This is a genomic window from Paraburkholderia sp. LEh10 (assembly GCF_017814945.1).
Taxonomy (GTDB): Bacteria; Pseudomonadota; Gammaproteobacteria; order Burkholderiales; family Burkholderiaceae; genus Paraburkholderia.
In genome coordinates this window covers 104,925-126,446 of record NZ_JAGIPX010000005.1, presented here as the reverse complement: position 1 = coordinate 126,446, position 21,522 = coordinate 104,925, and the positions used below count along the sequence as shown (strand labels likewise).

22 protein-coding genes are annotated in these 21,522 nt (G+C 63.3%); 21 read left to right on the top strand and 1 reads right to left on the bottom strand.

Features of this window, described 5'->3' with window-relative positions; translation table 11 throughout:
* Positions 1 to 3: 3 nt before the first annotated feature.
* The 21 genes from J8I87_RS06060 (at position 4) to J8I87_RS05955 (ending at position 20,077) form a co-directional block, all read left to right on the top strand.
* The gene (locus tag J8I87_RS06060; RefSeq protein ID WP_209930534.1) at positions 4 to 1,659 is read left to right on the top strand and encodes a terminase large subunit; all 1,656 of its coding nucleotides are present in this window, start codon (positions 4 to 6) and stop codon (positions 1,657 to 1,659) included.
* Complete coding sequence (locus tag J8I87_RS06055) at positions 1,656 to 3,014, top strand: phage portal protein (RefSeq protein WP_209930533.1); 1,359 nt, start codon at positions 1,656 to 1,658, stop codon at positions 3,012 to 3,014. Before J8I87_RS06060 ends, J8I87_RS06055 begins: the two co-directional genes overlap by 4 nt.
* Positions 3,011 to 3,760 (top strand): head maturation protease, ClpP-related, encoded by a 750-nt coding sequence (locus tag J8I87_RS06050; RefSeq protein ID WP_209930532.1) that lies wholly within the window; start codon positions 3,011 to 3,013, stop codon positions 3,758 to 3,760. Before J8I87_RS06055 ends, J8I87_RS06050 begins: the two co-directional genes overlap by 4 nt.
* A gap of 93 nt (positions 3,761 to 3,853) precedes the next feature.
* The gene (locus tag J8I87_RS06045) at positions 3,854 to 5,113 is read left to right on the top strand and encodes a phage major capsid protein (protein WP_209930531.1); all 1,260 of its coding nucleotides are present in this window, start codon (positions 3,854 to 3,856) and stop codon (positions 5,111 to 5,113) included.
* Between the two features lie 65 nt (positions 5,114 to 5,178).
* The gene (locus tag J8I87_RS06040; protein ID WP_209930530.1) at positions 5,179 to 5,430 is read left to right on the top strand and encodes a hypothetical protein; all 252 of its coding nucleotides are present in this window, start codon (positions 5,179 to 5,181) and stop codon (positions 5,428 to 5,430) included.
* 3 nt (positions 5,431 to 5,433) lie between these two features.
* Positions 5,434 to 6,114: a hypothetical protein gene (locus J8I87_RS06035; RefSeq protein WP_209930529.1), complete on the top strand. Its 681-nt coding sequence runs from the start codon at positions 5,434 to 5,436 to the stop codon at positions 6,112 to 6,114.
* A complete protein-coding gene (locus J8I87_RS06030) occupies positions 6,114 to 6,434 on the top strand; it encodes a phage head closure protein (RefSeq protein WP_209930528.1) in 321 nt (106 codons plus the stop codon). The genes J8I87_RS06035 and J8I87_RS06030 overlap by 1 nt, the downstream gene beginning before the upstream one ends.
* Entirely contained in the window at positions 6,431 to 6,898 is a 468-nt protein-coding gene (locus J8I87_RS06025; RefSeq protein ID WP_209930527.1) for an HK97 gp10 family phage protein, read from the top strand. The genes J8I87_RS06030 and J8I87_RS06025 overlap by 4 nt, the downstream gene beginning before the upstream one ends.
* Complete coding sequence (locus tag J8I87_RS06020) at positions 6,898 to 7,254, top strand: DUF3168 domain-containing protein (protein WP_209930526.1); 357 nt, start codon at positions 6,898 to 6,900, stop codon at positions 7,252 to 7,254. The genes J8I87_RS06025 and J8I87_RS06020 overlap by 1 nt, the downstream gene beginning before the upstream one ends.
* A 103-nt stretch (positions 7,255 to 7,357) precedes the next feature.
* On the top strand, positions 7,358 to 8,005 hold the full coding sequence (locus tag J8I87_RS06015) for a phage tail tube protein (RefSeq protein ID WP_209930525.1): 648 nt from the start codon (positions 7,358 to 7,360) through the stop codon (positions 8,003 to 8,005).
* Positions 8,006 to 8,093: 88 nt separating this feature from the next.
* Positions 8,094 to 8,474, top strand: coding sequence for a phage tail assembly chaperone (locus tag J8I87_RS06010; RefSeq protein ID WP_209930524.1), 381 nt, complete (start codon positions 8,094 to 8,096; stop codon positions 8,472 to 8,474).
* A gap of 68 nt (positions 8,475 to 8,542) precedes the next feature.
* A complete protein-coding gene (locus J8I87_RS06005) occupies positions 8,543 to 8,782 on the top strand; it encodes a DUF1799 domain-containing protein (protein ID WP_209930523.1) in 240 nt (79 codons plus the stop codon).
* A 118-nt stretch (positions 8,783 to 8,900) separates the two neighbouring features.
* Complete coding sequence (locus J8I87_RS06000; RefSeq protein ID WP_209930522.1) at positions 8,901 to 14,060, top strand: phage tail length tape measure family protein; 5,160 nt, start codon at positions 8,901 to 8,903, stop codon at positions 14,058 to 14,060.
* A complete protein-coding gene (locus tag J8I87_RS05995; RefSeq protein ID WP_209930521.1) occupies positions 14,057 to 15,547 on the top strand; it encodes a hypothetical protein in 1,491 nt (496 codons plus the stop codon). Before J8I87_RS06000 ends, J8I87_RS05995 begins: the two co-directional genes overlap by 4 nt.
* Position 15,548: 1 nt before the next feature.
* Positions 15,549 to 16,400 (top strand): hypothetical protein, encoded by an 852-nt coding sequence (locus tag J8I87_RS05990; protein WP_209930520.1) that lies wholly within the window; start codon positions 15,549 to 15,551, stop codon positions 16,398 to 16,400.
* On the top strand, positions 16,400 to 17,914 hold the full coding sequence (locus tag J8I87_RS45630; RefSeq protein ID WP_280923053.1) for a glycine-rich domain-containing protein: 1,515 nt from the start codon (positions 16,400 to 16,402) through the stop codon (positions 17,912 to 17,914). The genes J8I87_RS05990 and J8I87_RS45630 overlap by 1 nt, the downstream gene beginning before the upstream one ends.
* Positions 17,914 to 18,447 (top strand): hypothetical protein, encoded by a 534-nt coding sequence (locus tag J8I87_RS05975; protein WP_209930517.1) that lies wholly within the window; start codon positions 17,914 to 17,916, stop codon positions 18,445 to 18,447. Before J8I87_RS45630 ends, J8I87_RS05975 begins: the two co-directional genes overlap by 1 nt.
* On the top strand, positions 18,444 to 18,743 hold the full coding sequence (locus J8I87_RS05970; protein ID WP_209930516.1) for a hypothetical protein: 300 nt from the start codon (positions 18,444 to 18,446) through the stop codon (positions 18,741 to 18,743). The genes J8I87_RS05975 and J8I87_RS05970 overlap by 4 nt, the downstream gene beginning before the upstream one ends.
* Positions 18,744 to 18,808: 65 nt before the next feature.
* Positions 18,809 to 19,009, top strand: a complete 201-nt coding sequence (locus J8I87_RS05965; protein WP_209930647.1) for an HP1 family phage holin — start codon at positions 18,809 to 18,811, stop codon at positions 19,007 to 19,009.
* Positions 19,010 to 19,013: 4 nt separating this feature from the next.
* Entirely contained in the window at positions 19,014 to 19,496 is a 483-nt protein-coding gene (locus J8I87_RS05960) for a glycoside hydrolase family 108 protein (RefSeq protein ID WP_209930515.1), read from the top strand.
* Positions 19,493 to 20,077: a 3TM-type holin gene (locus J8I87_RS05955; RefSeq protein WP_209930514.1), complete on the top strand. Its 585-nt coding sequence runs from the start codon at positions 19,493 to 19,495 to the stop codon at positions 20,075 to 20,077. Before J8I87_RS05960 ends, J8I87_RS05955 begins: the two co-directional genes overlap by 4 nt.
* Positions 20,078 to 20,405: 328 nt before the next feature.
* Here the strand turns inward: J8I87_RS05955 and J8I87_RS05950 are convergent, their stop codons facing one another.
* Positions 20,406 to 21,290 (bottom strand): tyrosine-type recombinase/integrase, encoded by an 885-nt coding sequence (locus tag J8I87_RS05950; protein WP_209930513.1) that lies wholly within the window; start codon positions 21,288 to 21,290, stop codon positions 20,406 to 20,408.
* Between the last annotated feature and the right edge of the window lie 232 nt (positions 21,291 to 21,522).

The window sequence follows — 21,522 nt, the reverse complement described above, 5'->3', positions numbered from 1 at the left end:
CGCATGGAATGGAAGACGAGCTGCGTCGACTGGGCCGAACGGCTCAAGCGCGGCGAGTCCATCATTCCGCCGCCGATCTTTCCCGAGATGGCCGAGCAGGCGCTCGCCGTCTTCAAGCAGCTCAAGATCGTCGACGCACCGGGCAGCCCGACCTTCGGTGAGTCGTGCGCGGAATGGGTGTTCGACCTGGTCGCCTCGATTTTTGGCGCATATGACGCGGAATCGGGTCGGAGGCTGATCACCGAGTGGTTTATCTGCCTGCCGAAGAAGAACTCGAAATCGACAATTGCAGCGGGGATCATGATGACTGCGGTCATCATGAACTGGCGCCAGTCGGCAGAGTTCGCCATTCTGGCGCCGACAATTGAAGTGGCGCAGAACAGCTTCAGCCCCAGTCGGGACATGGTGAAGCACGATGAGGATCTGGACGACCTGCTGCAGGTCCAGACCCACATCAAGACGATCACGCATCGCGGCACCAGCGCGACGCTGAAGGTCGTCGCGGCAGACTCAAACACGGTCGGCGGTAAGAAGAGCGTCGGCACCCTCGTAGACGAGCTTTGGCTCTTCGGTAAACAGCCGAACGCCGAGAACATGCTGCGCGAGGCGATCGGCGGCTTGGCGTCGCGCCCCGAAGGCTTCGTCATCTATCTGACGACGCAGTCCGACGATCCGCCGGCGGGCGTATTCCGGCAGAAGCTTCAATACGCGCGTGCCGTGCGCGACGGGAAAATCGAAGACAAGCGATTTGTTCCCGTGATCTTCGAGCACCCGCCGGAGATGGTGGCCAGCAAGCAGCACCTGCTCGTCGAAAACCTCGGAATGGTCAACCCGAATCTCGGCTTCTCGGTCGATCAGGAGTTCCTCGAGCGGGAGTTCAAGAAGGCGCAGACCGAGGGCGAAGAGTCGTTTCGCGGCTTCCTCGCCAAGCACGCAAATGTGGAGATCGGCCTCGCGCTGCGCTCTGACCGGTGGGCTGGTGCGGACTTCTGGGAGCAGCAGGCAGGCACCGCGCTGTCGCTCACCGAGCTGATTGAGCGCTCGGAGATCATCGACGTCGGCATCGACGGCGGCGGTCTGGACGACCTGCTCGGGCTTGCCGTGCTGGGTCGCGAGAAGGTGACCGGCAAGTGGCTGTTGTGGACGCACGCATGGGCGCATCCCTCCGTGCTCGAGCGCCGCAAGGCCGAGGCCGCGCGCTTCAACGACTTCGCGAAAGACGGACACCTGACGCTCGTCGAGAACATCGGCGACGACGTGCACGAGCTGGCCGGCTACGTCGCGGAGGTCGAGGCCTCGGGCATGCTGGACAAGGTCGGCATCGACCCGGGCGGAATCGGTGGCGTGCTCGACGCGCTCGTCGAGATGGAAGTGCCCGAGGAAAAGATTCTCGGCATCTCGCAGGGCTGGAAGCTGGGCGGCGCCATAAAGACGACCGAGCGCAAGCTCGCGGAGGGCGCGCTGACCCACGGCGGCCAGCCAATGATGGCGTGGTGCGTTGGCAACGCGAAGGTCGAGCCGCGCGGCAACGCCATCCTGATCACGAAGCAGGCAAGCGGGACGGCAAAGATCGACCCGCTGATGGCGACATTCAACGCCGTCAACCTGATGAGTCTTAACCCGCAGGCAGCACCAACACCCGGGATCGTTATCTTATGAGCGAACAAGCATTCAAGAACGCACAGGCGCTGGCCCGCGTGCCGGGATCTGTCGTGCTGAATGCCTGGCGTGCACAGCATGGGCCGGAAACGACGGGGCGCATCAACAACCTGAACGAGACGCGGCAAAGCCTCACGGTTCAGGAACTGGCGAACATCATCGGCGGCGGCGCAGTGAGCAACGCCGGGCCTGTCGTCAATGAGACGACCGCGATGAAGGTCTCCGCGGTATACGCGTGCGTTGCACTGATCGCAGGCGCGATCTCGACGCTGCCGATGCCCGTCTACGAGCGCACGCCGACCGGCCGCTCGCGCATCGAGCACCCGTACTGGTGGCTGCTGAACGAGCAGCCCGAGCCGGACGTATCGGCGGCCGTGTTCTGGGAGTACATGGTTGCCTCGCGGCTTTTCTATGGCGACTGTTTCGCCGAGATCGTGCGGCCATCGTTCCGCAGCAGCTCGGTGTCGTCGATCAAGGCGCACCATCCGTTGCGTGTGCAGCCTTTCCGCGACAGCGAAGGCAGTCTCTGGTATCGCGTGCAGCCGCTGGTCGGTGCCGAGTACGTGCTGCACCCGGCTGACATCATCCATGTCCCGAGCCTCGGCTATGACGGCATCCGCAGCCCGAGCCCTATCACCTACGCAGCGCGGCAGGCCGTCGGCACGTCGATCGCGGCGGCAGAGTACAGTGCGCGGTTCTTCTCGAATGGCGCACGGCCCGACTTCGCACTGACGACGCCCGGCAACATGTCGGAAGAGCAGGCGCGGCTGCTGCGCGCCACGTGGGGCGAACGGCACGGCGGCGTCTCCAACTCGCATCTGCCGGCCGTGCTGACGGGCGGCCTGCAGATCAAGGAGCTGACCCTGTCGCCCGTCGATGCGCAGATTCTCGAAACGGCCAAATGGGACCTTGAGGAAATCTGCCGGATTCTGGGCGTGCCGCCGTTCATGGTCGGCTCGACCGAAAAAACCACGTCGTGGGGCAGCGGCGTCGAGAACATGAGCCGCGGCTTTGTGAAGTTCACGCTGCTGCGCGACCTGGTCAAGTTCAATCAGGAGTTCAATCGCAAGCTCTGGCCGGTACGCCAACGGCTGTTCGTCGAGTTCGACGTCTCGGGTATGGAGCGCGGCGACCTTAAGAGCGAAAACGAGGCGTTCCGCATTGCACAGGGCGGATCTGGCATTCCGGGCTGGATGACGGCGAACGAGATTCGGCACGTCAAACTTCTGCCCCCTGTCGAAGGTGGTGACGTTCTTTATAACGGTGTCGCGCAAGCAGCGGGCACCGCAGGCGCGACGCAGAGCGGTGACACGGCACCGAAGCCGGCAGGGCAACCAGACGAAGGAGCATCATGAGCAAACTGATCAAGCTGCTGGCGAGCAATCGCAAGCCGACGCGACCGCGCGCGCTCGAAACCAGCGGCGAAGAGACCACGATCTACCTCTATGACGCGATCGTGGCGGATGACGACACGGCGGACTGGTGGGGTGGCGTCTCGGCGCAATCGCTCGTGCCGCAGATCCGCGGCATCAAGGGCGGCACCGTCAATCTGCGCATCAATTCGCCTGGCGGTGATGTGTTCGCGGCGCAGGCGATCGTCGCGGCGATCCGCGACACGGGCGCGAAGGTCGTGGCGTACATCGACGGCGTTGCTGCCAGCGCTGCCACCGTGATCGCGTCGGCGGCCGACGAGGTCGTCATGTCCGATGGAGCCATGTACATGATCCACTGCGCGTGGACCGTGGCAATCGGCAACTCCGAAGACCTGACCGCGACGGCCGCACTGCTTGACAAGACGGACGGCGTGATCGCCGGCCAGTATGCGAAGCGCAGCGGCAAGAGCGCCGACGAAATGAAGGCATACATGAGCGCCGAGACGTGGTTCACGGCGCAGGAAGCCGTCGATGTGGGCCTCGCCGATCGCATCACGGAGAACGCACCGAAGGCGCAGGCGTCGTGGGATCTGAGCGCCTACGCCAACGCGCCGAAGCCGAAGGCCCCGGTCGAGCCCGCACCCGAGCCGATCGACGCCATCACCAACGAACACCGCGAGCGTCAGCAACAGCGCATGCGCTTGCTGAACCGCATCAGTCATCAGTGACGCGCCTCGCGCAACTGAGAACAGCCGCCTGATGGCGGTTTTTTTTCGTCCCTACGACCTGCGCGAGCGGTCAAATCCATCTGGAGAGTGCATATGAGCAAACTCGCTCAACTGCGTGAACTGCGTAACTCGAAGGCGAAGGAAGCCAACGACATCAACAACAAGTATCCGGCGGACCAGCGCATGCCGTCGGCGGAGGCCGATCGCATGGACGCGATCCTCGCCGAGATCGAAGCTATCGACGGCGACATCGCGCGCGAGAATCGCCGTGCGCAGCTCGCCGCAGACGATACGACCGCGCAGCACGCCGCAGCGCTCAATGCTGCGACGCGCACGCCGGGCGCGCATGGCGACGAATCGCGCGCGCTGCGTGCGTTCATGGCTGGCGGCATCTCGAACATGGGTGATGAAGACCGCGCGCGCATGCTCGCGCGTCAGACGCCGGACATCCGCAACGCGATGTCGACGACGACGACCACGGAAGGCGGTTTCACGGTGGCCACCGAATATCAGCGCTCGCTGGAAATCGCAATGAAGGCGTTCGGCGGTATGCGTCAGGTCGCCCATGCGATCCGCACGGGCACCGGCGCAGCGATGAACCTCCCGGCGACCGATCCGACCGCTGAAGAAGGCGAAATCGTCGGCCAGAATGCGCCCGTAACCGGCCAGGACACGTCGTTCAGCAACCTTGCGATAAACGTGTTCAAGTACTCGTCGAAGAAGATCGCGTTGCCGTTCGAGCTGGTGCAAGACTCGTTCATCGACATCGAGGCATACATCCAGTCGCTTCTGGCAATGCGCCTCGCTCGCGTCCAGAACAAGCACTTCACGATCGGCGACGGCACGACGCAGCCGAACGGCATCGTCACGGCGGCCGGCTCGGGCAAGGTCGGCACGACGGGGCAGACGCTGACCGTGATCTATGACGACCTGGTCGATCTCGAGCACTCGGTCGATCCGGCCTACCGCAGCCAGCCGGGCGTCGGCTACATGATGCATGACTCATCGCTGAAGGTGATCCGCAAGATCAAGGACAGCCAGGGCCGCCCAATCTTCGTGCCGGGTTACGAGGCCGACGCGATGATCAACGGCGGTGCGCCGGATCGCCTGATGGGTCGTCCGATCACCATCAACCAGCACATGCCGGTGATGGCGGCGAACGCAAAGTCGATCCTGTTCGGCCAGCTCTCGAAGTACACCATCCGCGACGTGATGGACCTGACGCTGTTCCGTATGACCGATTCGGCGTTCACGCTGAACGGCCAGGTCGGCTTCGTCGGCTTCCTGCGTACGGGCGGCAACCTGATCGACGCCGGCGGCGCCGTCAAGTACTACGCCAACTCGGCCACGTAAGCGGCTCTACACACACCGCGCGGCGGGCTTCGGCCCGCCGTTCATGTTTCCCATAGGAGCCGAACATGGCAAAGACTCAAACCGCGAAGGCGCGCGTGCTCACGGACAATCACGGACTCGCGCTCAAGTGCGGCCAGCTCGTCGAAGGTCCGGAGAAAACCATCAAGGCGCTGGCTGCCGCTGGTGCTGTCGACGATCATCCGGACGCTGTCGCGTACGCAGCCGAGCAGGGCGCTGAAGTCGTCGCGCTCGTCGATCCGGAGGCTGCGGCAGAGCTGGCCGCTGCGGTGACGGCGACCGAACCCGCTGCGGAGTAACGCATGGGCCTCCGATTGACGCAGGGGCCGGTCGAGGAACCAGTGTCGCTCGCGGAGGCGAAGCTGCACCTGAATCTCGATCTCGCCGACACTACGTGGGATCTGAAGATCCAGAGCCTCATCACCGCCGCGCGCGTGCATGCCGAAAACGTGTGCCGCCGCGTGTTCGTGACGCAGAAATACGACCTGTATCTCGATGCGTTCCCGTTCTACACGTATTACGGCGTCATTCCGGGTTACGTGCCCGTCGATCAGTTGCCGGCTGCGTGGATGACGATGCGTAACTACTCGGTGCGGTTCCGGGGTAGCAAGATCGACATCCCGTTCCCGCGGCTGCAATCCGTCGACGCGGTGACGTACATCGACGAGAGCGGCAACACGCAGACGCTCGACCCGTCGCTCTACGTGGTGGACAACATCAGCGAGCCGGGCGTGCTGACGCCGAAGGTGAACACGTACTGGCCCGACACGCTGAACCAGACGAACGCCGTCAAGATCAGCTTTACGGCCGGCTATGGCGACGCTGCCGCTGTTCCCGATGGCATCAAGACATGGATTCTGCTGCGCGTCGGCGCGCTCTTCGAGAACCGTGAAGAGATGCTGGTCGCGTATCGCGTGACGGTGCAGGCGCTGCCCTACGTCGACACGCTGCTCGATCCGTACCGAATCATGGGGTATGCCTGATGCGTATCGGAGACTTCAACAGGCGCGCCACGGTGCAGATGCAGCAGGCCGGCGTCGACGAAGTGGGGCAGCCGTCCACACAGTGGGTCGATCTGGCGACCAGTCTGCCGTGCAATGTGCTCGTGAATTCGGGTCGCGCGCAGATCGCCGCCGGCGCGGATGTCAGCCGCATTCAGGCGAGCATCCGCATTCGCTGGCGCACCGACATCACGGCGGGCATGCGCGTCGTCTACGTCGGCATGATCTTCAGTATCAAGGCCGTGCTGCCCGATTTCGCGGGGCGGCGCTATGTCGATCTCGTTTGTGAGGTGGCCCAGTGAGTCTGACGATCAATGCGAATCTCGCTGGCATTGAGAGCCTTCTTGACGAGCTCGCCGACAGCGCGGAGGAAGCTGCGCGGCCGGCGGCGCAAGCCGCAGCGCAGGTGCTGTATGACGCGGTCAAGCGCAACGTCGCGAGCATCGGCCGCGTAACGGGCAACCTGGACAGCGCGATCTATCAGGTGTTCAGCCGCGACGAATCGGAACCGGGCAAGGCGACCTATCACGTGAGCTGGAACCACAAGAAGGCACCGCACGGCTGGCTTGTCGAGAATGGGCACCTGCAGAAGTACAAGGTCTATCTCGGCCGCGATGGCAAGTGGTACACCGACAAGAAGGCGCCACTGCCATCACCGCGGCATGTCGGCGCGCGTCCTTTCGTGCGACCGGCGCAGGCGCAGTTCCCGGCGGCAATGGATGCCGCCGTCGCCGAGCTGCTCAAGCGCATCGGTGGAGGCTCTTAATGACGGTTGAAGCAAGCATCTTCGCGCTGCTGTCGCCGCTCGTTGGCGGTCGCGTTTTTCCCGATGTTGCGCCGTTCGACACGCCACGGCCGTACGCGACGTATCAGCAGATCGGTGGCCTTGTGATCAGGCCGCTCGCCAAGGAAGTGCCGAACAAGCAGAACGGCTTTTTCCAGGTTGCCGTGTGGTCCGATCGGCGCAGCGCAGCTGACGCGCTCGCGCTGCAGATCGAGGCCGCGTTTATTACGGCAACGGCGTTCGACGCGAAGCCGATGGCCGGGCCCGTCTCGACCAATGACGCTGACCTGAGCAGGTACGGCAAGCAGCAAGACTTTTCTATCTGGTCCGATCGATAGGACCAAAGCAAAACGACCCGCCCGCGCGTGGGTATTTTTCCGCCCTTCGGGGCATGACCTACACCCGCCTCGAGCGGGTTTTTTCTTTTGAAGGAGCCCTAACGTGGCCTACGCATTCCCCGAAGGCAGCAAGTTCTTCTTTTCCGAAACGTTCGCCGCGGCGAAGAACGTCACCGCTGTGAGCAACGCAAATCCGGCCGTCGCGACATCGGTCGCGCACGGCTTCGCCGACGGCGCCGAACTCCTGTTCGAATCGGGCTGGGAAGACGCCAGTGACAGCGTCTTCAAGATCGACCAGCTGTCGGTCGACACGTTCAGCCTGCTCGGCCTGAACACGAACGACACCAACTGGTACAACCCGGGCGGCGGCACCGGCACGGTCCAGCTCGTGAGCAACTGGATCGAGATCCCGCAGGTGCTGACGATCGCGACGCAGGGCGGTGATCCGAAATTCACCACGATCAGCCCGCTCGCTCGCCGCAACGCGATCAACGTGCCGACGGGCTTCAACCCGACGTCGATCACGCTGACGCTCGGCCATGACGCATCGAACACGAACTATCAGGAGATGCTGGACATCAGCCGCTCGCTGCGCAAGGTCGCGTTCAAGATGGTCCTGTCGGGTGGCGTCTCGTCCTACGGCTACGGCTACATGAGCGTGTCGGAAATGCCGTCGCTGAACGTCAACCAGGCCAACCAGGTGACGGCGTCGCTGTCGCTGCTCGGCCGTTCGATCAGCTACGCATCGTAAGTGTCTCCTTGGGGCCGATGACGGTCCTTTCCTCGCCGGGTTCTCCCGGCGGGGTTTTTTCTCATACAACACATCAAGGAAAACCATCATGGCAAAGATCGCTCTCGGCAAGCGCCCGACCAGCTTCAAGCACGTCGTCAAGTTCCCGATGCTGGATGGCGGCGAAGCAGCAATCGAGATTACTTACAAGTACCGCACCCGCAAGGAGTTCGGCGCGTTCATTGACGAGGTGTTCGCATCGTCGAAGGAAGAGCGCCCGGCAGACGACGGGTTTTCGTGGGCCGCGCTGATGGAGAAGACGGGCAGCGCCAACGCGGACTATGTGATGCAGGCGGTCGAGGGCTGGAATCTTGACGAGGCATTCACGCGTGAGAACGTCCAGCAGCTGGCCGACGAGCTGCCGGCGGCGATCACGGCGATCATGGACGCCTACCGCAACGCCATCACGCAGGGGCGCCTGGGAAACTGAAGCAGGCGGCCGACGCACTGTATCGGCCGCCCAATGCCGGTCCGTCCAACGCGTTCGATCTCGGCCAGTTGTTCCGCAAGGACGAGGTCGAGATCTGGCCGGAGAACTTCGACGCGGTGCTGCTGTTCTGCCGTCTCGGCACGCAATGGCGCACCGGCATGGCGGGACCGACCGGGCTGGACTATTGCGCCGTGCTCGCGCTGATCGACCGGCTCGGGCTTTCGGCAGAAGCCGCCGACGACATGTTCGAGGATGTGCGGCACCTCGAAACGGCAGCGCTCGAGGTGCTCCGCGAAAGTGCGAAGTAATACCTGCAGTGCGCCCGCTGTGGCGGGCTCCTTCTTTACGGGCTCGCCGCAGGCGGGTCCTTTTCCTTTGTGGTGAGCAATGGCGACTGATGAACGGAAAGTCCAGCTTGGTGTGAGCGTGGACGCCACTGAGGCTCGCCAGGGCTTCAGCGATGTGAAGGACAGCGCACGCGACATGGCGCGCACGGTCGTCACCGAAAGCGCGTCCGCAGGCAAGGCGATCGATTCGATCGGCAACGGTAGTGGCGCATCGTCGCAGAAGGTCGAAAGCGCGACGCGCAGCATGATCCAGTCCATCCAGCGCACGACGGCGGCGATGGAGGCTGGAAGCAGATCGAGCGCGCAATACTATGAGGTGCTCGCGAACCAGCGCGGCGTGAGCGTCGATGCGCTTCGGCCATATCTCGAGCAGCTCGAGGCGGTGCGGACCAGGCAGGAGCAAGCTTCGGCCGCGATGTCGAGTGGCTCGGCCTCGATGGAGAGGACGGGCATGTCCGCGCGGGCGTTGGCTGCGGCAATGCGGGAAGTGCCGGCGCAGTTCACCGACATCGTCACTGGCCTTGTGGATGGCCAGAGGCCGATGGCAGTGCTCATGCAGCAGGGCGGTCAGCTGAAGGATATGTTCGGCGGCATCGGGGCCGCCGCGCGCGGCCTGGCCACGTACATTGCGTCGCTCGTGACGCCGATGACGCTTGGCGCGGCAGCTGCGGCCGGCCTCGCGTATGCCTACTATGAAGCCGCGCAGGACGCCAAGGCATTTAATGCCGCTCTTGCGCTGACGAACAACTACGCCGGCCTGACCGCAACGTCCATGCAGGAAATGGCGCAGCGTGTCGCACAGGCGACCAATTCAGGATTCAGCAGGGCCAGCGATGTGTTGTTGGGGCTCGCGGAAAGTGGCAAGTACACGGCCGCGCAGATGGAAAGCCTCGCCACCGTCATTGCGCGAACGTCTGAAATCTCGGGAAAGTCGCTTGACGAAGTCTCGAAGATGTACGAGGGGCTGGCTGACGACCCGGTGAAATGGGCCACGGCGCATACCGAGTCCATGCACTTCATGGACACGGCGACGTACCAGCTAATCAAGTCGATGCAGGATGTCGGCGACAAGTCCGACGCCGTCCAGAAGGTGATCGAGGCGTCGGCGAAGCAGGTTGAGTATTCAAGCGCACAGCATCTGACGAAGGCCGCGCAGGCCTGGCACGACCTGTCGATTGAAATCGAGACCTTCTGGAAGAAAATCAAGCAAGGCGTGAGCACCGGCCCATCGATGCAGGACCAGATCGATACGCTGCTCGGCGAGCGGCAGGACATCCAAGGCAACATGTTTTCCGCAGGGCGCATTGCGGAAATCGATAACCGGATCGCAGCGCTCAAGCGCCTACAACGGGCGCAGGCGGACAATGCCGCCCTTCAGGCAGCAAACACGCAACGGCGTCAGGCCGGCGTAGAGGCCGCGCAGCGCATCGAAAAGATGAGCGACGCGATCATGAGCAATGAGGAAAAGCGCACCAAGGAGCTCAAGCAGCTGGCAAAAGATCGCGCGGCCATCCTTGCGGACGGCGGTACGCTCTCCGACTCCGACTATGCCCGCATGCAGAAGGACATCGCGGACAAGTACAAGGACCCGAAGTCGCCGAAGTCGACGGCGGACTCGACCAGCAACCGCGATGTCGCGGCGCTGAAGGCCGAAATTCAGGCGCGTCAGCAGCAGCTGGCTCTGATCGACCAGTACGGTCTGAAGCAGGACAAGGTCAGCGAGGGCGACAAGAAGGTGCTGCAGATCGAGCAGCAGCTCGGTCTCGCACAGAAAGATCGCATCGGCAAGGTCACGGATGCGCAGCTGAAGGAGCAGCTCGGCTACGCCCAGCAGCTGGCAGCCCTCGACAAGCAGATCGATGCAGTGACGCGCGCGAAGCAGGCGCAGCAGGACTACAACGATCAGGTCACGAAGTGGGCCCAGTCCGAACAGACCGCGAAGGATGCGCTCGCACAGGACGTCGCCCTCTACGGCACCGAGGGCGAGGCGCGCAAGCTGATGACCGTGCAGCTTCAGTATGAAGCACAGGCGCGCGAGACGATCACGAAGGCGCAACGCGAAGGCCATCCGCTGTCGGAGCAGCAGCAAAAGGACCTGCTCGCCGAAGCCGATGCGCGCGCGAAGGTGGTCGGCGGCATCGAGGCGCAACGCGATGCGCTCGCCGGCGCGAAGCAGCTGCAACAGGAGAATGAGAAGTTTGCGGCGAACAGCATCCTCGATGAAAAGCAGCGCGCGGCCGCGATCCGGGACATCGACGCAAAGAAGTGGCAGGACCTGATCGCGAATGCGGGCGACGGCACCGAAGCGCAGAAGAAGCTGATCGAGCAGTACAACCAGTGGTACGCGGACCAGTCGAACAAGCCGGTCCTCGACCAGTGGAAGAACACGGTCAGCCAGATCGACCGCGACTTCCATGACGGCTTCCTGCAGATGCTGAGCAACGGCGAGAAGGGCTGGAAGAGCTTCACGCAGTCGCTGAAGAACACGTTCGAGGTGACGGTCGTCGACGCGCTGTACAAGGCGTTCGCGCAGAAGTTCGTGATCAACGTCGTGGCGAACGTCGCCGGGATGGTGGGCGGCGATACGATCCGCAATGACCTGCTCGGCGCAAACGGCGCGAATGCCGCGTCCGGGGTGGGTGGCGTCAGCGATGGGACCAGTGGTTTCGGCATGCTGTCCAAGGCGTTCGGCAACGGCACCTTCTCGGGCGTGAACGACGGCCTCGCCCATGTGTCGCGCCTGTTCGGCGGCCTGTCCTCGGGCTCGGCAGCGTCGCTTGCGAATGCCGAAGGCGGCGATGTGCTCGGCAACTATCTGCATCTCTCGGGGAACGTGGGATCGTCGGCCGGCGAGGCTTCGTCGTCGCTGCCGCGTGCGGGCACCAACGGCGGGATGGGCGACTTCGGGGCCGTCGTCGGTTCGGCGGGCACGGGTTTCGCGATCGGCAGTCTCTACGGTGGCACGGGCGCCAAGGTGGGCGGCACGGTGGGCGCGCTCGCCGGTTCTCTGGTGCTGCCGGGTATTGGCACGCTGGTCGGTGCCGCTCTTGGCGGCCTGGTCGGCTCGCTGTTCGGTGGCGGCGAAACGCGCTCCGGTGCGTCGTATGTGTCGGACGCGTCGGGCAACCTCACGAAGTTCGCGGGACCGTCAGGCGGCGACCCGGCCGCATCGCAAACGATGCAGCAGATCACGGGCACGTTTGACACCATCCAGCAGATGGCGGGCGAGCTCGGCGGCGACCTCTCGGGATTGGGCCAGTTCAAGGCGTCGTATGAGGTCAGCCCGAAGAAGGGTAACTCGTTCGTGTCGGCCGGCTTCACGACGGGCGGCGACGCGTATCCGGACCGGACCGACCTGTCGGGCGTGAAGGACCCGACGACGGTGCTGAACGACTTCAGCCTGAAGTTGCAGCAGTCCGTTATTGCCAGCCTGCAGAAGGCGAATCTCGACAAGCCGTATGCCGATTATCTGGGCCAGTTCAACGCGTCGACGCTGACGGCTGACCAGGTGACGCAGATCGAGCAGACGCTGAACAGCCTGCATGCGCTGTTCGACTCGATCCAGACGATGGGCGCGGACTTCGACAACCTGAAGAACGCGAGCACGTCGGCGCAGCTGGCCGTCATCAACCTGTCGGGCGGCGTCGACAAGTTCGCCAGCAACGCGGGCTATTTCGAGCAGCATTTTGTGCCGGCGACCGAGCAGGTGGCGAACCAGGCGAAGTCCGTCACGGACCAGCTGGCGAAGCTCGGCATGTCGGGCATCAGGACCAACGAGCAGTTCCGCGCGGCCGTCGAGGGCATCGACCTGACCACGGATGCCGGGCAGAAGCTGTATGTGCAGATGCTGGCGCTCGCGCCCGCGTTCGACCAGATGACGCAGGCCGCGCAGCAGGCGGCCGACGCGCAGCAGTCGCTGTGGGACAACTACTTCGGCGCGGTTTATACGTCGGGCCAGCAGCTCGCGATGAGCACGAAGCAGCTGCAGGACCGGTTCAACGCGCTCGGCGTGTCGATGCCGAAAACCAACGCCGCGTTCCAGGCGCTGGTCGAAAACATGGACACGTCGGACCCTAAGGTCAAGGCGCTGCAGAACTCGCTGCTCGCGCTGGCGCCCGCGTTCGGGCAGGTGATGTCGGCGGCGGATCAGGCCGCACAGGCGGCGCAGCAGGCCGCCCAGCAGGCCGTGCAGACGGCGCTCGGCAATGTGCAGACGGCGTACAACAATCAGGTGCAGGCACTCCAGTCGAATATCGACGCGACCAACCAGTTCATTGATTCGCTCAAGGGCCTGAAGCAGTCGCTGACGCTGGGCGATCTGTCGACGCTCTCGCCGCAGGACAAGTACCTCGCCGAGAAGCAACAGTTCGGGAAGACGTCGGCGGCGGCCGCCGCGGGCGACAAGACGGCGCAGGGCCAGTTGCCGCAGGTGGCGCAGGACTTCCTGAATGCGTCGAAGGCGTACAACGCCAGCAGTCAGGCGTATGTGGATGACTTCAATGCGGTGCAGTCGGCGCTCGACAGCAACATCGCGACGGCGCAGGCGCAGCTGAGCACGGCGCAGCAGCAACTCGCGGCGGACAACCAGATGGTGCAGGGCATTCTCGACCTGAACCAGACGGCGCAGTCGCTCGAGGATGCGGTGAAGGCGTACTTTGCGGCAGGCGGCACTAGTAGCGCTGGCAGTGGCGGTGCGGCCGGCGCAGGGATGAACCGGGCGCAAGTGTTGGCGACGGCAGACCCGATCACAGGGTTGATCCCGTACAGCGACGCAAATCCGTACGGCCCGATGGGTGGCATCACTGGCGCCGAATGGGATGCGGCGAATGCAGCCGGCCCGACCGCCGCATTCCTTGCTGCAAACCCGTGGATTGCTGAACTCAAGGCCCTTCATGGCTCGCATGCTGGCGGTCTCGATAGCGTGCCGTTCGATGGCTACCGCGCCGAGCTTCACAAGGGCGAGGCGGTGGTGACGTCTGCGAATAACCAGAAGTTGTCGCAGATGCTCAATATAGACTGGTCGCGCTTTGGCAGCGGCGATAACACGGCGCTGCTCAACGAGATCAAGGCGCTGCGGGCGGAAGTGTCGAGCCTGAAGGGCACTGTTGCAACGGTCGGCGTCGCGCAGATGCAGCAGGCCGACCAGCATCAAGCCGAGAACCGCGTGGACATGAGCAAGCAGACCCGTCACCTGCAAAACACAGCCGACAACACCGGGAAGATTGCAAACCAACGATGACGATCGCTATCGAAGTGACCGGCTTCCGGCTGTCGGATAGCAGCGTCCAGACCCTTCGTTTTTCCGACGACGGGTTTATGACGCTGCCCTCCGACACGCCGGCGAATGTCTATTACGAGCCGCGCCTGAGTGCCCCTCCTCACTTTGCGCGGTCCCTTTTCAACACAGCACAGGCTTCATTCGGTGCGTCGCAATCGACGCCCGGTGAAATCGTGCTGGAGAACAGCGACGGAGGCATCGACTACCTGCTGACCGACTACGCGTTTGACGGGCGACCGTTCACGATGCGAGTCGGGACGCTCGGCACGCCGTTCGCGCAATGGACGGTCACGGCATCCGGCACGCTGAGCGACGTCAAGGTCAGCAACACGACGACGCTTTCGCTGGTCGTCAATGACCGGCAGAAGATGCTCGCGCTCACGCAGCAGCGTCCGACATATGGCGGCACGAACGTGTTGCCGAACGGTATCGACGGCACGCCAAACGACCTGATGGGGCAATACGTGCCGCGCGTGTACGGTCAGGTGATGAACGTCGCGCCGAAGTGCGCGAATACGTCGCTGCTGATCTATCAGGCGTCGGACCAGTCGAACTGCACGATCACGGCCGTCTATGACAACGGCGTCGCGCTCACGCTCGACGCGCCGTATCCCGACCTCGCCACGCTGAAATCGACCGCGCCGTCTGCAGGCCATGCGCGTGCGTTCCAAGGCCGTTTCAGACTTGGATCAAGTCCCGCATCGCAGGTGACGTGCGATGCGACGAGCGGCGTCACGAGCGCGGCGAGTCTCATGCAGCAGATCGCGCTCGACGCGGGATTCACGGCGGGCGACATCAGCGCGGCAGACGTGGCGGCGCTTAATGCGCTGACCTCGGCACCGTGCGGCGTGTGGGCTGATGGGCAGGTGACGAGCCTGTCGCTGATGGATACGATCGCGCTCAGCATTGGTGCGTTCTACTCGTTCGACCGGCTCGGCGTACTGCGCATGGGGCGCGTGAGCGCGCCGAGTGGGTCGCCGGCGGTGACGCTCGATGACGTGGTGCTCGAGGCAGTGAATATCCGCGAGGCGGGCATCCCGGTTTATCAGGTCACGGTCAACTACGCGAAGAACTACACCGTACAGAGCCAGCCCGCCGGCAGCGTGAGCGTCGACCGGCGCACGTGGCTGTCACAGGCGTCGCGCAGTCAGGTGGCGAAGAGTGCGACCGTGCAGACGACCTGGCCGTCAGCGACCGACCAGACCTTCGACACGGCGCTGATCAACGCAGCGGACGCGACTGCGGAGGCCAACCGACGGCTCGCGCTATTCAGTCGCCGCATGCTGATGACCGTCGACATCGATCTGTCGCAACTCGGCACGCTCGACCTCGGCAGCGTGGTCGGTTTCACATATCCGCGCTATGGCTTGCCATCAAAACTGATGACGGTCGTCGGCGTGGATGCGGGCGCCGACACACACCTCGCAACACTCACGCTATGGGGGTGACGTGGCAAACGTCTTACTGGCATTTCCGAATCTGACAGACAGTTCTACGCTGTCGGGTGGCGGCTGGCAGGCACCGCTCACTAACCTGCAGGACCGGCGCCTCGCGCGCGTTGCTCGCACGACCGATTGCGCTGCAGGTAATACGCAGTTCACGGTCGATTTCGGCAAGGACCGCAAGCTGCAGGTCGTCTCGCTCGTCAGCCATAACATGAGCACGCAGGGGCAGTGGCGCGTGCTGATGGGCGACGATCCGACGTTCGCGACGACGAAGTACGACTCTGGATGGATGCCTGCATGGTCCGTTGTCTATCCGTTTGGCACGCTCGAATGGGAAGACGATAACTGGTGGGATGGAACGGTATCGCAGGATGATCGCGCAGGCTACCCGGGCATCCTGCTTAACCTCCTGCCGGCGATCGCGCTTGCGCGCTACGTGCAGGTGCAGTTCAGCGACACATTGAACCCGGCTGGCTATCTGCAATTCGGCCGCCTGTTCATGTCGCCTGGCTGGCAACCGGCCCACAACATGTCATACGGTGCCTCAATGGGGTGGGAGGCGGACACAAGGGTTGCGCGCTCGCTCGGCGGCACGCCGTACTTTGATCGCAAGGCCCCGCGGCGCGTCGACAAGTTCACGCTGGAACTTTTGAACGACGCGGAGGCGAAGGCGCAAGTCTTCGAAATGCAGCGAAAACTCGGCGTTGATGGCGAGCTACTCGTCGCCTGGAATCCGGCCGACTCGCTCAACCTGATTCGACAGTCGTTCCTTGGGCGCATGCGTGCACTCAATCCAATCACGACCGTGATTCAGGGCTTCAACAGCAACGCCTTTGAAATTGAGGAAACATCCTGATGACGAATCAAGTTACCTTTCCGGCAAACGTCGGCGGCGACGGCTCGACCGTCACTGACGACAGCAATCCGACGACCGGCCTCGCGAATGGCGGCTTCCGCGCGCGCCTGCTGCCGATGTTCACGCAGATCATCAACATCGCCAGCTGGGTGACGGGGCAGGTGACGGCGGCGTCACAGAGCGCGGCGAACGCGGCAACGAGCGCCGCGACCGCCGCGAATGCACCCGGCACCAGCGCGGCGTCGACGACATCGCTGACGATCGGCACGGGCAACCAGGCGCTGACCGTGCAGGCCGGCAAGCTGTTTGTCGTCGGCATGATGGTGTCGATCGCCAGCACGGCATCGCCGTCCAACGTGATGGCGGGAATCGTGACCGCCTACAACAGCGGCACGGGCGCGATGACAGTGAATGTGGGTTCGGTCGCAGGCGCCGGCACGTTTGCGGCCTGGACCGTGGCGATCTCAGGGCCTGTCGGTCCAGCCGGCCCAGCCGCCGTGAGCACGCGCTCCGCGCGTACCGCTAACACGGTGCTGGGTGTCGCTGATGCCGGGAAACTGATCGACATCACGAGTGGCACCTTTACCCAGACGTTCGCCGCCGCCGCGACGCTCGGCAACGGGTGGATGTGCTGGCTGCGAAACAGCGGCAGCGGTGACATTACGCTCGACCCGAATGCTTCGGAGTTGATCGACGGGCTGACCAGCTACGTCATGTATCCGGGCGAGTGCCGGCTGGTGCTGTGCGACGGCGCGGCGTTCTATTCGCAGGTCGTCAATCCGTTTTTCCGTGTGTTCACGGTGAGCGACACGTTCACGACTCCGCCCGGCTATGACCAGGTCGGCGGACTCCTATGGGCCGGGGGCGGGGGAGGCGGAAAGGCTGGAACGACGTCCTTTGCTGCCGGCGGTGGCGGGGGTGGGGCGTGTGTTCCGTTCCAGTTTCCGGTTGCATCGCTCGGCGCGTCGCAGGCCGTCACGGTCGGATCGGGGGGCACCGGGTCATCGGCGGCAAACGCAGCGGGCGGCACCGGCGGTTCAAGCTCGCTTGGCACGCTGGTCACGGCTTACGGTGGCGGTGGCGGGTCGGGGACAACAAGCGCCAATTATTATGGCGGCGGTGGTGGGGGCGCCTTGTCTGCAGGGTCGCCCGGCCCCAACGGAAGCAGTCAGGCGGGGGGCGGACAGCCCGGCAATACAGGCGGGACGAATCTCATCGACAATCATGGGTTTGGCGGTGGCGGCGGTGCCGTCACGGGTGGCAATTCTGCGTATGGTGGTGCAGGTGGAGGCTACGCCAATGGTGGCAATTCGGTTTATGGAGGCGGTGGCGGCGCCGGAGGCGCAAATGGCGGCAAGTCGGTATTCGGTGGCAATGGTGGCAACTGGGGCGGCAGCAATAGCACATCCGGCACAAATGGCGCAGCGCCCGCAGGCGGCGGTGGCGGGTCATCGAATGGTGCAAAAGGCGGCGACGGCGCCCGCGGTGAACTGCGTATCTGGGGGGTGATCTGATGGCTCGCTTTGCAATCATTGAGGGCGGCACGGTCGCCAACATCGTCGAGGCCGACGCGGACTTCGCGCAGTCGCAAGGGTGGATCGACGCCGCTGATGCGGCGATCGGCGATCTGTGGAATGACTCGGCATTCTCAAAGCCCACGCAGGACCTCGACGCCGCGAAGACCACGCAGAAGGCCGTCGTCTCGCAAGCCTGCCAAGACGCGATCTTCGCAGGCTTCACGTCGTCGGCGCTCGGCGCACCGCACAGCTACCCGGCGAAGTTCACCGACCAGCAGAACCTCAATGCGTCGGTCGTCGCATCGCTGCTGCCGGGACTCCCGGCCGACTGGACCACGCCGTTCTGGTGCGCGGATGCCGACGGCACATGGGCATATCTGCCGCACACGGCTGCGCAGATCCAGCAGGCGGGTCGGGACGGCAAGGCAACCATCCTCGCGTGCCTGACAAAGAACCAGCAGCTCGCGGACCAGATCGACGCCGCAACGACGATTGAAGCCGTGCAGGCGATCCAATGGAGCAACCCATGAGTCGACTGAAACTGCTGATGGTGTGGGCGCTGTGCACGCTGGCCTCGCCGATCTTGTCCATCGCCATGCTGTGCCAGGCTGCGTTCGGCTCGACCGACCGCGCGCTGTCGATGGCGGTCGCTCAGGACGAATGCGGCAATGCGCTGTTCGGTGGTACGCGCGGCGAAACGATCTCGACGCGCACCGGGAATGCGCTGATTCAGGGCAAGCGCTGGGCGAAGATCGCGGCGCCGTGCATCGACTTCCTGATGATGCAGAAGGGCCATTGCCTGGCGAACGCCACGCTGCCGCACTGAATCCTGTAAAGCCTCACCTCTGCAATCTGCCGCCTTCGGGCGGCTTTTTCGTTTCCGGGAGATGCATGCGAATCAGTCCAACCGAAGCAGCGAGCTATGCCGGCAGCGGTGTGGCGCTCGGGTCATCTCTGACGCTGACCGACATCGGGGTGATCGTCGGTATCGCGACCGCGATTCTGACTTTCGCGCTGAACGCTTTTTTCATGTGGCGCAAGGATCAACGTGAGCAGCGCGAATCCGACGCGCGGCTGCACGAACTGGAGTAACACCATGCCCAGCTTTGATGATGCTTTCGACGCGCTGATCGGGAACGAGGGAGGCTATTCGAATAACTCTGCCGATCCGGGCGGCGAAACGATGTGGGGCGTCACGGCGCGCGTCGCACGTGCGGCCGGTTATGCCGGCCCAATGAAGGACTTGCCGCGCGACACCGCCAAGGCGATCGCAAAAAGGCTGTACTGGGATCCGCTGCGGCTCGACGAGCTCGATGCGCGCGTGGCGTTCCAGATCTTCGACGCGAACTACAACGGCGGCCATGCGGTGATCTGGATGCAGGGCGCCGCCGGCGCGAAGGTCGACGGGCTGATCGGGCCTGCAACCATCGCTGCCGTACAGGCTACGGATCCACTGCGCTTCATGCTTCGCTGGAACGCGCTGCGCCTGCGCTATTTCACTTCACTGCAGACTTGGTCGACCTTCGGTAAGGGGTGGGCCAATCGCATCGCCAACAATCTCACGAAAGGAGCCGCATGATGCCGCTTATCCCTATCGCAATGGCGCTCGCACAGTTTGCGCCGATGATCGCCGGGTGGCTTGGCGGCTCGAAGGCCGAAGACGTCGCGAAGCACGTTGTCGGCATCGCCCAGACCGTTACCGGCCAGTCCGCGCCCGCTGCGGCGCTCGCCGCGATTCAGGCAGATCCGAACCTATCGATGCAGTTCCAGAAGGCGGTGCTCGACCAGCAGGCGCAGCTCGCGCAGATTGCTGCCGACATCGAGAAGGCCGAGCTGGCCGCCGACACCGCTAACACGCAGGCCGTCAACCAGACGATGCAGACCGAGGCGAGGGCCGATCACTGGCCCACTTACAGCTGGCGTCCGTTCGTCGGTTTCTGCTTCGGATTGCTTGCGGTGCTCGCGGGCTTAACGGTCGCGGGGGCATACATCGGCGTGATGTTCGCGCGCGTCGACCCGGCCGTCCTCGGCTATATCCCCAGCATGCTCGGATCCGAAGCGGCGGTGATGGGCACGATGGCGCCAGTGCTCGGCATCGCCAGCTACTTCCGGGGGAAGATGCAGGCGAACCCGGCGGTCGCGACCGACAACCGGGGCTAAGCCGTCGTTGCAGCAGTAGCGGGCGATGACCAGCGCGAGATCGACAAGCTGAAGGCGTTGCAGGATTACGTGCGCGCGATGCAGGTGCAGGGATTCATTGAGGGAGACAGTGCAAGGTAATGGCTCGAAAGTGCATATGGCTGTGACTTTGGTCACAACATGCGCGGCTAACACCCTCGATAATTTCGCCTCTCGGCCCGCGACTTGGCCCTCGGATTTGTCGCGGGAATTCTTGCGTCGGGCTTCGCGCCCGACGTCTTTTTGCGCCGCTCGCTTACCGTGCGCTCAAATCTACCTCCTCGCCAGCGGCGCTCACTGGTCCACCAAATTAGACTTCCGGCTCGAGGTAGTAGGGCACAAGGGTTGGCAGGTTTGCATGGTCTAGAATTTTCGATAGCGAGAGGAGGCTGAAGTTTTTCGCCATTCGAGCCGTTGCCTCATATCGAGAATCAGTAAATTTCAAATCCTCAAGCGAAGGAAGTCTCTGCATCGCCCTCTTTTTGGCCATAGTCCAGGTCTTACTGGCGAAGTGATGCGCCACGGGTATGCACCGCTCGTCGTCTTCGAACCTGAAAAGCTGAGAAAACAACGCGGTGGCCTTTTTTGAGAGCGGGATTTTTCTGATTTCCTCGATTTCGCTTCCCATGATGCTGATATAACCCTCATCTAGAAATACATCAGACCATCGGAGGGCGAGAGCCTCATTCTTCCTCATTCCTGTCTCAACCGAAAGAATGAACGCGACTGCCGTATATTGAGACCCGCTCGCTGCCATCGATCCGTCTTCGTATCCCATCGCTTCACACATGGTCTGGATCTCCACGTCTGACACTCGGCGCGGGACCGGTGCACTTCGATCGTTAGCGGGGATGGGTGGGCGCGCGATCGATAGTGCCGGGTTATTCTTAATCCAGCCCAATTCGGCTCGGGCGACCTCCAGCAAGGCAGTTACCAAATTCAGTTCATACGTGGCGTGCGACGCCGCTATTCCGGATAGGCGCTGCGCAAGCCACTCTGAAATGATCTCCACTGTTAAGCGTTCGAGCGGGTCGCCCAAAAACGGGCAGCTCAAACCGATGTCGTGAAGGCTCTTCGCAATGGATGCCGCCCCCCTCTTTTCTGGCATGAACTCATCGGTATAGCGATTGATAACATCTCTGAGGGTGCGCTTTCCGAGAAGCGTCTTGGTGGTAGGCGGAAAGTCAATCTGCATCTGTGCAAGGATTCTGAGCGGACGAGGCGAAAGTTACAGATTCTTTTGCGATTTCATTGTGACGCCCGTCACACAAATGATTCGGGCACTACACTAAGATCGTGGCGCTCCATATTGTGAGCGGCCATAGAGTAGCAGATGTACACCGCCAGCTCCCTCCCTCCGGAACTGGCGGCCTCCAGCCCGCTACAGGACTAGCTAATCCTCCCTTCTCGCGCCCCATTCACACCCT